At 45.4% G+C, this 13,093-nt stretch carries 16 protein-coding genes; 15 read left to right on the top strand and 1 reads right to left on the bottom strand.

The window, feature by feature from the left end:
• Positions 1–15: 15 nt before the first annotated feature.
• From OXN25_04035 to OXN25_04050, 4 genes are all read left to right on the top strand, one after another.
• Positions 16–1,605: a DNA methyltransferase gene (locus OXN25_04035; GenBank protein ID MDE0424024.1), complete on the top strand. Its 1,590-nt coding sequence runs from the start codon at positions 16–18 to the stop codon at positions 1,603–1,605.
• A 211-nt stretch (positions 1,606–1,816) separates the two neighbouring features.
• Positions 1,817–2,038 carry a TdeIII family type II restriction endonuclease gene (locus OXN25_04040; protein ID MDE0424025.1) on the top strand — a complete coding sequence of 74 codons (222 nt, stop codon included), beginning with the start codon at positions 1,817–1,819 and terminating at the stop codon, positions 2,036–2,038.
• Complete coding sequence (locus tag OXN25_04045) at positions 2,028–3,056, top strand: aminoglycoside phosphotransferase family protein (protein ID MDE0424026.1); 1,029 nt, start codon at positions 2,028–2,030, stop codon at positions 3,054–3,056. Before OXN25_04040 ends, OXN25_04045 begins: the two co-directional genes overlap by 11 nt.
• A gap of 226 nt (positions 3,057–3,282) precedes the next feature.
• Entirely contained in the window at positions 3,283–4,011 is a 729-nt protein-coding gene (locus tag OXN25_04050) for a creatininase family protein (protein MDE0424027.1), read from the top strand.
• A 190-nt stretch (positions 4,012–4,201) separates the two neighbouring features.
• On the opposite strand, the gene OXN25_04055 is transcribed toward OXN25_04050, so the two are convergent.
• A complete protein-coding gene (locus OXN25_04055) occupies positions 4,202–4,990 on the bottom strand; it encodes an aldolase/citrate lyase family protein (GenBank protein MDE0424028.1) in 789 nt (262 codons plus the stop codon).
• A gap of 223 nt (positions 4,991–5,213) precedes the next feature.
• Between OXN25_04055 and OXN25_04060 the strand changes: the two genes are divergently transcribed.
• From OXN25_04060 to OXN25_04110, 11 genes are all read left to right on the top strand, one after another.
• Positions 5,214–5,996, top strand: a complete 783-nt coding sequence (locus OXN25_04060) for a hypothetical protein (GenBank protein MDE0424029.1) — start codon at positions 5,214–5,216, stop codon at positions 5,994–5,996.
• A 170-nt stretch (positions 5,997–6,166) separates the two neighbouring features.
• Entirely contained in the window at positions 6,167–6,508 is a 342-nt protein-coding gene (locus OXN25_04065; GenBank protein ID MDE0424030.1) for a hypothetical protein, read from the top strand.
• A gap of 35 nt (positions 6,509–6,543) precedes the next feature.
• The gene (locus OXN25_04070; protein ID MDE0424031.1) at positions 6,544–6,780 is read left to right on the top strand and encodes a DUF433 domain-containing protein; all 237 of its coding nucleotides are present in this window, start codon (positions 6,544–6,546) and stop codon (positions 6,778–6,780) included.
• Positions 6,777–7,130 carry a DUF5615 family PIN-like protein gene (locus tag OXN25_04075; protein MDE0424032.1) on the top strand — a complete coding sequence of 118 codons (354 nt, stop codon included), beginning with the start codon at positions 6,777–6,779 and terminating at the stop codon, positions 7,128–7,130. The genes OXN25_04070 and OXN25_04075 overlap by 4 nt, the downstream gene beginning before the upstream one ends.
• 86 nt (positions 7,131–7,216) lie before the next feature.
• Complete coding sequence (locus tag OXN25_04080; protein MDE0424033.1) at positions 7,217–7,555, top strand: hypothetical protein; 339 nt, start codon at positions 7,217–7,219, stop codon at positions 7,553–7,555.
• Positions 7,556–7,652: 97 nt separating this feature from the next.
• Positions 7,653–7,814 (top strand): hypothetical protein, encoded by a 162-nt coding sequence (locus OXN25_04085; protein ID MDE0424034.1) that lies wholly within the window; start codon positions 7,653–7,655, stop codon positions 7,812–7,814.
• A complete protein-coding gene (locus tag OXN25_04090; protein ID MDE0424035.1) occupies positions 7,802–10,540 on the top strand; it encodes a dockerin type I domain-containing protein in 2,739 nt (912 codons plus the stop codon). The genes OXN25_04085 and OXN25_04090 overlap by 13 nt, the downstream gene beginning before the upstream one ends.
• Before the next feature lie 128 nt (positions 10,541–10,668).
• Positions 10,669–11,127, top strand: a complete 459-nt coding sequence (locus OXN25_04095; protein MDE0424036.1) for a hypothetical protein — start codon at positions 10,669–10,671, stop codon at positions 11,125–11,127.
• Between the two features lie 130 nt (positions 11,128–11,257).
• Positions 11,258–11,545 (top strand): transposase, encoded by a 288-nt coding sequence (locus OXN25_04100; protein MDE0424037.1) that lies wholly within the window; start codon positions 11,258–11,260, stop codon positions 11,543–11,545.
• A 300-nt stretch (positions 11,546–11,845) separates the two neighbouring features.
• A complete protein-coding gene (locus tag OXN25_04105; protein MDE0424038.1) occupies positions 11,846–12,451 on the top strand; it encodes a hypothetical protein in 606 nt (201 codons plus the stop codon).
• A 20-nt stretch (positions 12,452–12,471) separates the two neighbouring features.
• Positions 12,472–13,077 (top strand): hypothetical protein, encoded by a 606-nt coding sequence (locus OXN25_04110; GenBank protein ID MDE0424039.1) that lies wholly within the window; start codon positions 12,472–12,474, stop codon positions 13,075–13,077.
• Positions 13,078–13,093: the final 16 nt, after the last annotated feature.

Below are 13,093 nucleotides of genomic sequence, written 5' to 3' on the forward strand. Positions count from 1 at the left end.
GATAAATATTAGAAAATGCTCTTGACCCTCAAACAGGCAAGTAAATGGGCTTCCGAACACCTGAAGAAAAACGTTACTCCGTCAAATATCTCCTATTTAATCCAATATGGGAGAATTGAGTCGGTTGTTAGCAATGGCGTAACGTTGATTCATAAGCAAAGTCTGGTAGATTACTACAGCTGGAATCATAGAGAGGCGCGATGGAAAGATGAACTCGGTGACGATTTAAATTGGACGTTGGCTTTTGAAAAGGTTAAAGAGGCAGAAACAACAAAACACGTTCACAGGCTGCATCCGTATAAAGGCAAATTTATCCCCCAATTGGTTGCCTATTTTTTAGACCGACACACCGACAACTTTAAGCGAGATGTTTATTTTCAACCGGGCGATATCGTGCTTGATCCATTTTGCGGGAGCGGGACGACCTTAGTCCAAGCAAACGAATTGGGTATGCACGCAATTGGCATTGACGTTTCCGCTTTTAACGCTTTCATTAGCAATGGCAAGGTGGCAGTGTATGATTTTACCCACTTGTATGAAGAAAGCCAAAAAATTACGACAGCCCTTAAAAATCTCGTTGCTACATCTGGGGTGGTCGAATTTGAATCTAAACTCGCAGCACTGCTGACGGACTTCAATAATCAATATTTTCCAATCTCTTTCAAACGCCAAGTCAGGTCGGGTGAAATCAACCAGAAGCAGTACGGGGCTGAGAAAGAAGCTGCTTTTTTGGAAATATATCATAAACTCGTCGCTGAGTATAAAATCGATACACAGATGCCAAGCGACTCCGCCCGCTTTATGAAACAGTGGTATCTCCCCGGAGTCAGGGCGGAGATTGATTTTGTCTACAACGAAATTCGCAAAGTGGAAGATCCCTCAACACAAAGAGCCTTGATGCTCATCTTAAGCCGGACGATTCGTTCTGGCAGAGCCACAACACACGCAGATTTAGGCACATTGCGAAAACCGGTAACAACTACCTACTATTGCCGAAAACATGGGAAAGTCTGCAAACCACTATTTTCTATCTTAGGATGGTGGGATCGATATTGCAAAGATAGTGTCCAAAGATGGATTGCATTCAGCAAATTAAAAACAGATACTTTTCAATATTGTATAACTGGGGACTCGCGGACGACTGACATCCCTATAATGTTGAGACAGGAAAATCCACAATTCGCAGAGATTGTCCAAAAACAACGAATCAAGGGTATCTTCACAAGTCCACCGTATGTTGGACTCATTAACTACCACGAGCAGCACGCCTACGCCTATGATCTCTTTGGGTTCAAACGTTTAGATGAATTAGAAATCGGCCCCCTATTTAGAGGAAAAGGACGAGAAGCAAGAGAATCATACACTCTCGGTGTGGCAGAAGTCTTCAAAAACTGTAAGCGGTTTTTAGTTGACGATTACGATGTTTTTGTTGTCGCAAATGATAAGTTTAATATGTATCCCACTATCGCTGAAATCGCTGGAATGCACATCGTCAACCAACACAAGCGACCCGTCTTGAATCGAACCGAAAAAAATCGAGAGGCAGCGTATTCTGAGACGATATTCCACTTCAAAGAGAAAAGGAATGGACTGCTGCTGAATTAGCACGAGATCCAAAGGTAGATGTAAATAACGTGAACTTGAAAATAAAATCGTAGGTGTTTTTGCTTGGGTGTTTCCCCCAGGTAGAGCGGTAAATATACACGAAAAACCTTATAACTTGGACAAATATGTCGTTTTTTAAGGCATTTGCTGCCTAAATAGCAGTAGCGAAACCCGACATCCTACTTTTATTAAACTCACGTTAAATACAATAATTGGTCTTCCTTACAATCTGTATGAGCCAGAACCATACAAACGGTGGACGCTGAGAGGAATGTTCGATCTACAGTATGACATTCTGATAGCAGAAGAACTTTGGAATTTTATCGGAGGAGAAGGAACCTACACAGACCTATTGGATGCCTTTGAAATAGCAGGTATTGAGTTAAGACCGGAAATTGACAGTTATTTCGAGAAATTTAGATATGAAAGTTGACAACGCCTTCAATAAAACAGAATTACTACAAAACCTCAGCACCGCTTATGGTTTACCTTTACATTCGATAACCTTTTTCCCGGAAGGCGAAGACAGTTACGGCTATATTACTGTGGCTGAGACAGGCGAAAAATACTTCGCTAAAGCCTCAACTTCGGTGCCAAATAGTCGTTTGCACGTAGCGTCCCTCTTACGGCACAGATGTAATATACTTGGTGTTGTCGCGCCTCTGAAGACGCAGGAAGGTGAACTCAGTATTCCGTGGCACAATTTCCGTGTTTCGCTATTCCCATTCATTGAAGGTAAAAGCCGTTGGGACTTGTGGAAAGTCGGAAAAGATTTTACTGATGCAGAATTATCAGAAACAGGAGCACTACTCGCGACAATTCACGGATGTCCAGAGACAATTGCATCCAATCACCTCACAATCGCAAAGTATGATTTACCCGCGCGGCATGAACTCAACACAGTCCTTGAAGCACCTGCGAAAAAGATATCGCCCCAGAATCAATATCAGAAGCAGCTCCTCAAAGCACTCACACAGCATAAATCAGAGATTCTACAAGCAATTGAAAGATACGATAGCCTCGGACGTTCATCAGAGACACTACAAACGCCATTTGTCATTACACACGGCGATCCGACACCTGGCAACCTCATTCTGGATACTGACAATCAACTCTATCTGATTGATTGGGATGGAGTCTCCTTAGGTCCACCTGAAAAAGATTTAGTCTCTTTCACCGGTGAACGGTTTGAGGTGGTTCTGGAACGGTATCTCACAAAAAGAAAGAACGACGTTGCCCTACACGCAGATATTTTCGGCTTCTATATCTATGAATGGGCAATCAATGAAATCCGAGATTACGGCACCAAAATTCTTTTCAAAAACGACGACGCGACACAGAACGAATACGACTGGGAAAGCCTACAAGACTATCTTCCACCAAACCGAGCGTATATGGAAGACGGAATTGCGGCTATCCGAAGAACATTGGCACAATATCAAAATTCTTAGCACACTTGAGATTTATAGTAAAACCAAAAAATAAAGAGACACTCTCCGCTCCCCTGGTAGGCGAGGTTTCTAACCTCGCCTCTTCTCCCCTGGTAGGCGAGGTTTCTAACCTCGCCGGTGCAGAGTGTCTAATTAATTCTAAACATTACTATAAATAGAAGTAGTGTAACGGTAGGAAAATTATTTTTTTCTACATATCCAACCAAATATGGAGGTCAGTTAGACAATGTCTGAAATCAAATCCGTGTTACTTTGGGAAAACCAACGGCGTTATGTCCGTGAGGCGATCGATGCGGGTACCCTTAAAGGCGCGATTATCCCCACAGGAAGTACGGAACAACACAACGAACACTTAGCGATGTATCATGATACACAAAGCGCAGTGTATGTCTCCAAATTAGCCGCCGAAAAGTTGTTCCCACAAGTTATCGTAACAACCCCTTTAGCGATCGGTGTATCCGAACACTGGATGGATCATAAGGGGACTCTCACGCTCCGTCCGGAAGTCTTTGGCGAGGTACTATACGATGTCGCCGATAGCATGCGTCGGCACGGCATTGACAACATCCTGATTGTCAACGGGCATGCAGGCAACTCAGGTCCAGTACATGAGCGATTAGACGGCTATCGGGAAAAACTGGGCATTAATATCGCGTTCCACTCCTATTGGGAAGCATACACCGAAGAACTGGTCAAAGCGCAGATGGAATCGGGAATCTGTCCCGGACACGCAGCGGAGTTTGAGACGGCGTTTGCACTTGCCGCTTTTGTCGAAAATGTTGATTGGAACGGTGTAGATTACGACAGCGCGAAGCTCACCATCTCTAACGAAGGACAAGCGAAAGCCGATCGGGAATATCACCATCAAGCCAAGTTAGCGACTGTTGAGAAAGGACAAGCGATGATTGATGTCGCTGTAGATTGGGTCGCAGAAAAAATGCAAGCAATGCTTTAGTAGCCGTCAGCGGTCAGCAGTCAGGAAAGGTTGCTACGCAACCCTTTCAGCGGTCAGCAGTCAGTAAAGAGACTGTCCTTTAAAGAAAAATCTCTTGGTATTGCTGAAAGTGGAGCGCAGCGGAACACCTACGCAAGTCGCGTGTGGACTTGCGGGACAATGCTGAAAGCGAAGCGACCTGACGACTGCTCTAATGTCCCTCAATAGCCTTCCGTAACCCGTCACCATTCTCTCGCCACCAACTGTAGAGAATGGAAATATCCGTGCCGATGCAGAAATGTCGGACTCCCATATCAAGATAGCGTTTCGCGTCGTCAGCACTTCCGATCTCAGCCCGCGGTGGCACCCCCATCTTTACAGCCGTTTTAAACACTTTATCGTGTGCGTCCTGAATTTCAGGGGCACCGCGCTGACCGACTTTCCCGATACTCATAGAATAATCTGAACCGCCCCACTGAATCATATCAACGCCTTCAACAGACAGTACCTCTTCCAGATTTTCGACGGTGCCTTTTTTCTCTATCATAATGACATTGACAACATCACGGAGGGCTTGGACGTATTCTGGCCCCCCGCCATAGCCCATATAGGAAAATCGGCGGGTCGCCACACCATAACTGCCGCCATCTTCAGGTGTATCGGCGCGCGTGATGCGAACGCATTCTTTGACATCTTCAACATTCTGACAATCTGCATAAAGGACGCTCTGGAAGCCAGAGCCGATTGCCCGCTGTGCGATGAAGCCGCGCGGCTCTTGATCAACCTTAATCATGGTCGAGATGTTGTGAAGCTCAGCTGCCCGGCACAAGTTATCCAGATCGTGTAAATCAAATGGACCGTACTCCCCTACAAATTCGACATAATCGTACAACCCTGTATGCCCAATCGCCTCAACAATGGAGGGCCAAGTGGTATGGATATGGGTGCCAACAGTGGGTTTATCAGCGTTGAGTAGTTCTCGAAAGGTATTTTTTCTCATCAATTTCCCCTCATCTGTTTGTAGTCGGGCGATTCATCGCCCGTAGTATATCTATATTATCAACAACCTGTACTTTTTGCAAATGCAAAATAGTGTTTGCTTATGAACACAATTTTTGTTAAAATTAAATTGTCTAAATCATTCCCTCTTAATGCGGAAAACGTAACGGCAACTTGCAACTCCGTCTGTCCCACTAAACACCCCTATGAAACGGAGGTAACCCATGGAACACCTTATTACACTACCAACAAATTTTGCTGATTATTTGACAATTGAAAATGCTAACCTCCGATTCACAGAAGCGACTGATGTTGCCGAGCGCGTCACCGGAGCAGGCGTAGAAATTCATCCGAACATGGATCATGCCGCGATTTTCTGTGATCCCCCCCACCTCGTTGCCGACGGTCTGAAACGACTCGGTTATGTCAATGGCTGGGATGCACGGTGTTATCCATCCCCCGTTGACGGTTACGATTACATTAACGTCTCGGCGCAATTACCCGCAGATAGCCCCGCACACAGCGAAGGGTGGTTCGACTACGTCGCCGTTGTGCATCCTGTTGACAAACCAGCACTCCAACACATGCTTAGCCAAGGCTATGGGAACCCATTTATCCATCACTTGACATGGGGACTCGTGCCACCTGAGCGCACGACTGCTGATGACTTTGAATATGCTAATTGTGTTGTGCCGTTTATGGTGGCGAAACGTGAGGTCATCGGCGATGCAATCGGTGACGATCCCGGTACCCTGATTATCGCGTTACCAGAGGATGTCCTCTCGCATCCGAAATTTGAGGAATCTCTACCGTCATGGCTCGGAGACCTTGACGAAGAAGAATATCAGGTTGAATCGATGCAGGGAGGTGGTTTCCTGATCCAATTCTTTGTGTTGACAGGTGGCAGGATTGAGGTTGCTCTGCGCGTTGATACAACACAGACCTTCAACCCGAAAAGCGTTCACAAGATTTCGGAAGATGAAATCAGTGCTGTGCAGGATGAATAGAGCACCATTCTATTTTTCATGAATTCTGATGTTAATAGTGGTATAATATTCATGGAAAGTCTATGGAGGAACCGATAAAATTTATCTCATTCAAGGAATTAATCATGAATTGGGTTTGCCTACACCTGAATTAACAACCCCTTTGGATTATTTTGGAGGTACTGACTAAAATGGGAAGCAAGAAGATTATGGAATGCAGTATAATGGAAGAAGTTCGCGAAATGCGGCGAAAAATCTCCGAAGAATTTGGACATGATCTTGGCCGATTGGTCGCGTATTATCAAGAACTGGAAACCGAAATGCGGAAATCAGGTAAATACAAGTTCGTGGACCCGCCGAGCGAAAAACCAGGATCCGAAGAAGTCGTTTTTGATTCCCTCGTTTCTGTTCAATTGGATTCTGAAGAATTTGAGGTTATCAAAACACTTGCCAAGTCGCGCGGAATATCTCCGGCCAATCTAATTCGGGAGTGGGTTGTCCAACGTATTGATCAAACTCATGTCAGAAATTAGGTTTTTTAGACATTTCGTTGAAAGGAGAAAGTAAAATGGATACGAAATGGATCCAATCGCATCCATCTATCATGATGGGAAAACCTGTTATTACTGGAACTCGTATCCCTGTTGAGTTGATTTTGGAGAAGTTCGCGGCAGGTGAAACGATCGAGCAATTGCTTGAGGCGTATCCGCGCTTAACAGAGGAAGGTATCCGTGCAGCTTTTCGTTTTGCGGCGCAAGCCCTTCGCGCTGATGTCGTTTATCCTATTTCAGAACAAACGCCATGAATCTCATTGTAGATGAAAACGTTGACAAACTTATTGTAGACACACTTCGACAGGATGGACATAACGTTTTATACGTTGCTGAGTTTGCACCAAGTATTGACGATGAAACTGTATTAGCACAAGCCAACCAAAATGAGGCGTTACTGATTACAGAAGATAAAGACTTCGGTGAGATTGTCTTCCGTCAGGGACGTATCCATGCAGGAGTCGTTCTCATTCGCCTTGATGGTTTATCCAAGCATGCAAAAGCGAGAAGCATTTCAACCATTTTTGCGAATCAAGGCACCCAATTGCTGGAGGCTTTCAGTGTTATCTCTCCTGGGCGGGTTAGGATTCGTCGATCACAGTAATCAAATCAAACCCAGAGGTATTCGCGCCATTAGAATGAGGATGAAATGCGGATTACCTCGTTACAGATGCACTGTGGGATATACGCATGTCCCATCAGATTATTATAGTAGATTCCAAAAATAAGTTTACACTACAAGCCAAAACCCGTGCTTCGCTGCTCAGAGAGGGCATAGACCTACGTTCAGGAATGCCGAATTACTATTATACACAAGTCGATGCGCTAAAGAGTCAGTTGCTGATAGCAGCGATGCAGGATGCGCGGGAACGTGCCAAAACGTTAGCTGAAGGGAGCGGCGTGAACTCGGGCCGCTCCGTGCGGCGCGTCAGGGCGTTTTCAGCGTGCGCGCTGGAGATGCAAGTGGTATTTCCGAACAGAGTACGGATAATCTTTCCGCCGTATCTAAGAAGGTTACGGCTTTGGTAAGAGTAGATTACGCGACGAAATACATGAAGCAAGAGACCGCATCGGTCATTTTATGAATCTCTGTCGTTTTATGAGCGTTGACAAAAAAGAGCCTCTCATGTCAAGAAACCCAAAAATCAGAGGCGTTCTCGCTTTTACGCTCGTGTTTACCCGCACAGTCGTTGGACTTCTGATTTCCAGACGAACGCCACCAGCGACGGTGAAAATCTACAAGACGACAACATCGGCACTCAAATGGAGGGTAGGATGCTTTTTATGATTTTTCTCTGCTTTCTCATGGTCTGTGTTGTTTCCGAGAGTGAAGCCTATCAAGTGAAAGTTGTTTATTTTCAACCTGCCGACAGCGAAAATAGATCGGATCTGTTGGACTTTGACGAGCTGATGAAGTCTATTCAAGAGACATACCGCTCTGAAATAGAACGTCATGGATTTGGCCCGAAAACGTTTAAATTGGAACTGGATCGAACAGGTAAAGTTGTTGTTCATCATATAAAGGGCCGACACAATAAAGCGCGTTATGCAACGGAATCGGTGTTGGACCTCTTAATCCCTGAATTAGAGCGTAAGGGGTTCGAGGATAAGCAAACGATCTATGCTGTTGTGCTCGCGGGGGTGGAACTGATGCGCGGTGGGGCAACGGGTCTTGCAGTGCCAAGACCTTTTGCGGGATTTCACGGGAATGGGCATCCAGAGTATTCGGGGTATGCGATGAGTGTTGAGTTGCGGAGAAACCGGGTAGAAAATATTTTGCGGCATGAATTAGGACATACTTTTGGATTGTCACATCTGCTTTTTGAACGAGGCGTGCGTTATACCCCTGGTGCTTACATAATGAATAATAGCGGCAACGGGGATGATCTTGTTGCGGCAGAGGCACGCTGGTTATCAAAACTCCGTCATTTCAATGTGGGTGCAGGGTTTCGGAATAATTTTGCACCGCGACTCACGACATTTCGTGGCGCGAAACGTCTGGAAAATAACGACATCGAATTTCGCGCATCTGTGAGAGACCCTGATAACGATGGCGTTGCATCTGTCTATGCTGAAGTGGATTCGTGGGTTATTGGTTGGCAGTTTTTTGATGGAGATTCCCATATTGAAGATGTTGTTTTTACAGATATTCCTGAAGATGTTTTAAGAGGCAAGCGTATTGGATATTACTTCATGGATGTTCACGGTAATTGGATGTATGATTTCCCAAATAAACCTTTTACACTTCCTCCTAAACACAAAGAGAGCGTATTGCACGATGAGAGTCAAAAGATAGATGCGGATGTCAACGCTGCCTCGGATTTGGTGGCATACTACCCCTTTGACAGGAACTCAGAGGATGCCTCTGGAAATGGCAACCACGGTCAAATAATAGGTACAACAAACTATGTTGAAGGCAAATTTGGAGATGCAATAGCACTCAATAACGGTGCCTATGTCAAAATGAATGCCTCCGACTCACTCCACGGCGACCTTTTCAAAGCGGACCCATTCACACTTGCTGTTTGGGTTTATCCAAAAACTGGAACTAATTACGGATACGTTTGGCGGAGTTTACCGACGGGAGCCGCGGCGGGAGCCGGCACTAACACCTTATTCATTATTGAAGACGCAGGAATCATCTCTTGGCGTGGACGAATCGATGGGGTATGGTCATGGGGAGACCTCTGTGAGACCGAGCCCGGCCTCTTTGAAGTCGATACATGGTTACACGTAGCCGTCACAAACGATGGTGATAAATTTAGGATCTATGTTGATGGAGAGAAGGTCACTGAGACAGATTTTCAAGAAACGGATGGCGGGAACACCGCTTACCTCATTGGTAGTAGGTTCACCACTGATCACAACTTTTTCGGTTTAATAGACGATTACGCAGTCTTCTCCAAGGCATTGAACAAAGCTGAAATCAATTTGATAATGAAAACAAGCGTTGCAACGTTCTTACAAACGACACAATCCGCTAACGATACAGGAAACCGATCAGATATGGTGAGTCTTTTGCCTATGCGTGTGCCGTCTCCCAATATTGGTCAACGGCTCAAGTTGTCCCTAAAAATTGCTAACGGCGAAAATGTCGCAGGTTACCAAGCAACTGTGCAGTTCGACGACACGGCGCTCCGTTATGTCGAAAGTCTTAACAGTGATTATCTGCCTGATGGCGCATTCTTTGTCCCTCCGATTTTGGAAGGGAATCTTGTGAAACTCAACGCCGTATCTCTGGCAGGCGAAAGCAACGGTGACGGCACCCTCGCTACGCTCACCTTTGAAGTCATCGCAGTGCAGGCATCTACTTTGACAGTATCTGATGTCCTTCTCACCAACAGCACAGGCGAAACATTCGCGCCTCAGATTGAAAACGCTGAAATAACCGAACCCACTAAACTCAAAGCAGATGTCAACAGTGATGGCACTGTTAACATTGCGGATTTGGTATTAGTTGCTTCAAACCTTGGCAAGACAGGACAGAATGCTGCAGATGTGAACGGTGATGGACAGGTCAATATTGCGGATCTCGTCTTGGTCGCTGGAGCATTGGGGACAAGTGCCTCCGCCCCTTCTCTACATCTGCAAGCTTTAGAAATGCTCACTGCTACAGAGGTCAAACAGTGGTTATCCGCCGCGCAGCGATTGAATCTCACGGATATGCATTCACAACGCGGTATCCTATTTTTACAACAACTCCTCGTAGCGTTGATACCTAAAAAGACTGCCCTTTTGCCAAACTTTCCCAATCCGTTCAATCCTGAAACGTGGATACCCTATCAACTCTCAGTCCCCGCAGATGTTTCCGTAACGATCTATGCGGTGGACGGCACACGTGTTCGGAATTTAGCGTTAGGACACAAGCCTATGGGTATCTATCAAGACAAAAGGCGTGCGGCATATTGGGATGGTAAAAATGAAATTGGCGAACACGTCAGTAGCGGAATTTACTTTTATACGCTTACCGCAAAAGATTTTTCCGCTACTCGCAAAATGCTGATCGTAAAATAGTATCAAATGACCAGAGGATGGCTGGTGCGGTTTAGCAAATGATGAGAGAATATAAGTTAGATTCCCATTAGATTTTTCCGAAATTGTATCATCCATGGGGAGATCCCATCGCAGAAGGTGTCTAAAAAATGTTACTTGTTCAGGGGACTCTCGCGAAACTTCAGTTTTTATTTTTTCTATTTCTGTGTATCTTGATTTGTGGGTGTGAGACGAAAGAACTTCCACACGCTGACACCCCTGTAGGGGATTCAGAGGTTTCATTGGACGAAAAGAACCGTCTCGATCAGATCATCAAGCTGACTACGACTCTGAACGCCGAGATAGACATGCTTCGGGAAAGATCGGAAAAACATGATACGCAACTCAAGATGTGTCGGCAGGAGATACAACGCCTTCGCGAACACCTTGCCAGACAGACGGATGAAGGCAGAAAAGATTTGAAGGCACGTATCCAGATACTCAAAGATCTTGCCAATCAAGAAAAGAAAGCGAAAAAAAAAGTACGCCTCATGATTCAGGTCCATACCGACCGATCTAAAGCGTTGGCTGCCGATTTTGATGCCCTTTTTAAGGAGACTGCAGAGTGAAAAATCAATGCTATTCAGGGGACGGTATAGGGTAGGACGCGGATATATTGTACTGCCACCGGAAATTTAGACCACTCTCTCATATAAGATCGTGCTACAATGATAATCTGTATTTGAAAGGAGCATTCCGATGGTGAAACGAAGAAAACTCACGCCTAAGTTTAAAGCAGCAGTTGTGCTTGAGGCACTTCGCGGTGAAAGCTCCCAAGCGGAACTGTGTCGGCATCATAACCTCAGCGAAACCCAAGTCTCAACGTGGAAACGCCAACTTCTTGAAAATGCTGAAACCTTCTTTGAATCGGAAGATAGGTTTCCGTCAAGGGAGTCAGCGGAGCGAATCGCTCAACTTGAGCAACTCGTTGGACGGTTGACGCTGGCACTGGAAATCCAAAAAAAAGCATTGACTTTCTTGGATTGACACCTTCTCAACAGCTCTGTCTCGTTGAGGGGACACACTCGCAACCTCCCACTACATACCCATGACCACTATTGGTACGACTTTTGGTTTGAGGGTTAAATGCAAATCTATTCGAGCCCTGAATTCTTTGACAATTATCATACGAGTTTCCCTGCTATCGCGTCGTACACGATGAAGGGCATGAGTCCTCGGAGGTACTCTCAGAATCGTAACTGGAGCATTCACGTGCCCGAAAATAAAAAATTGGACATACCAGATCAGAGTCTATTGTTTTAATGCTTTGAAAGGAGGTTCTAACAAATGGCATACAGCAATTTTACATTAGAATCAGTTCGGAAGACATTTCAACTGGAAACTGATGAAGCCGCAGATATTTCTTCAAAAATAGAGCCTGTGACACCCAGTGAGTACCTCACCACCACCTTGGCACGCAACGTGCCCTTAGCACTTGCTATCGGCACAGAAAAGGCAAAGTCAGAAATGATCGTCACCAATGTACTACTCGAACTCCGCGAGCATTTCACGCAGCGGATTAGTCTCTTTTCAGGCATTGACTTCAGCGTTGATGCGGAAAAGGGTTTGACAGGGGTCTGTGATTTCTTGATAAGTCTTTCACCTACGCAATTTCATTTAGAGGCCCCTATTATCGTCCTCGTTGAGGCAAAGAGAGACGAACCGACGACTGGTTTCGGTCAATGTGTTGCAGAGATGCTTGCAGCGCAACATTTCAATGCTGAAAGAGGAAATGACCTTCCCTGTATTTATGGAACTGCCACTACGGGCACAATGTGGCACTTTCTCAAATTGGAAGCACAGCAGCTCCAGATTGATAGCGCAGTCTATTCCATTGGACAGTGTGATAAGATTCTCGGGATCCTCGCAAGTATGGTAGAGCAGAACGCGTAAGAAGTATGGAGGTTTTAGAAATGGCGTATAGCAATTGGACCTTAGAAGAAGTGCTAACAACGTTTCAATTGGAAGCGACTGAATCTATAGACATCTTTGCAAACATAGAACCCATAGAACCCAGTGCCGAACTCATGGTAGAGTTAAAAAAAAAGGTACCGGTAGCCGCAGCTGTAAATACAGAGAAAGCACGGTCAGAACTGATTGTCGCCAATATTCTCATTGAACTCCGTGAGAAATTCGAGCGTCGCATCAGCCTCTTTTCTGGCATCGATTTTAATGTTGATGCTGAAAATGGATTGACGGGGGTCTGCGACTTCTTAATCAGTTTATCGCCGATGCAATCTTTTTTACGGGCACCCGTTATTGTCCTTGTTGAGGCAAAGAAAGAAGACCCAGCACCTGGGTTAGGGCAGTGTGTTGCTGAGATGATCGCAGCACAACGTTTTAACGCTGAGAAAGGGAATGACCTTTCCCATGTTTATGGTGCCGCCACAACAGGGACAGAGTGGAAATTTCTCAAATTAAAAGGCAACCGTCTGTCTATTGATATAACAGTCTACCAAATCGCGCAGTGCGACAAAATCCTCGGTATCCTCGCAAGTATGGTAGAGCAGAACGCGTAAGAAAGTGTGGAGGTTC

It is taken from the genome of Candidatus Poribacteria bacterium (assembly GCA_028820845.1).
Classification (GTDB): Bacteria; Poribacteria; WGA-4E; order WGA-4E; family WGA-3G; genus WGA-3G.

What these genes read in the sequence shown, in the direction of transcription:
- OXN25_04035 (MDE0424024.1), top strand. Translation starts at nt 16, where the DNA reads ATGCTCTTGACCCTCAAACAGGCAAGTAAATGGGCTTCCGAACACCTG.
- OXN25_04045 (MDE0424026.1), top strand. Translation starts at nt 2,028, where the DNA reads ATGAAAGTTGACAACGCCTTCAATAAAACAGAATTACTACAAAACCTC.
- OXN25_04050 (MDE0424027.1), top strand. Translation starts at nt 3,283, where the DNA reads ATGTCTGAAATCAAATCCGTGTTACTTTGGGAAAACCAACGGCGTTAT.
- OXN25_04055 (MDE0424028.1), bottom strand. Translation starts at nt 4,990, where the DNA reads ATGAGAAAAAATACCTTTCGAGAACTACTCAACGCTGATAAACCCACT.
- OXN25_04060 (MDE0424029.1), top strand. Translation starts at nt 5,214, where the DNA reads ATGGAACACCTTATTACACTACCAACAAATTTTGCTGATTATTTGACA.
- OXN25_04065 (MDE0424030.1), top strand. Translation starts at nt 6,167, where the DNA reads ATGGGAAGCAAGAAGATTATGGAATGCAGTATAATGGAAGAAGTTCGC.
- OXN25_04070 (MDE0424031.1), top strand. Translation starts at nt 6,544, where the DNA reads ATGGATACGAAATGGATCCAATCGCATCCATCTATCATGATGGGAAAA.
- OXN25_04075 (MDE0424032.1), top strand. Translation starts at nt 6,777, where the DNA reads ATGAATCTCATTGTAGATGAAAACGTTGACAAACTTATTGTAGACACA.
- OXN25_04080 (MDE0424033.1), top strand. Translation starts at nt 7,217, where the DNA reads ATGTCCCATCAGATTATTATAGTAGATTCCAAAAATAAGTTTACACTA.
- OXN25_04085 (MDE0424034.1), top strand. Translation starts at nt 7,653, where the DNA reads ATGTCAAGAAACCCAAAAATCAGAGGCGTTCTCGCTTTTACGCTCGTG.
- OXN25_04090 (MDE0424035.1), top strand. Translation starts at nt 7,802, where the DNA reads ATGCTTTTTATGATTTTTCTCTGCTTTCTCATGGTCTGTGTTGTTTCC.
- OXN25_04095 (MDE0424036.1), top strand. Translation starts at nt 10,669, where the DNA reads ATGTTACTTGTTCAGGGGACTCTCGCGAAACTTCAGTTTTTATTTTTT.
- OXN25_04100 (MDE0424037.1), top strand. Translation starts at nt 11,258, where the DNA reads ATGGTGAAACGAAGAAAACTCACGCCTAAGTTTAAAGCAGCAGTTGTG.
- OXN25_04105 (MDE0424038.1), top strand. Translation starts at nt 11,846, where the DNA reads ATGGCATACAGCAATTTTACATTAGAATCAGTTCGGAAGACATTTCAA.
- OXN25_04110 (MDE0424039.1), top strand. Translation starts at nt 12,472, where the DNA reads ATGGCGTATAGCAATTGGACCTTAGAAGAAGTGCTAACAACGTTTCAA.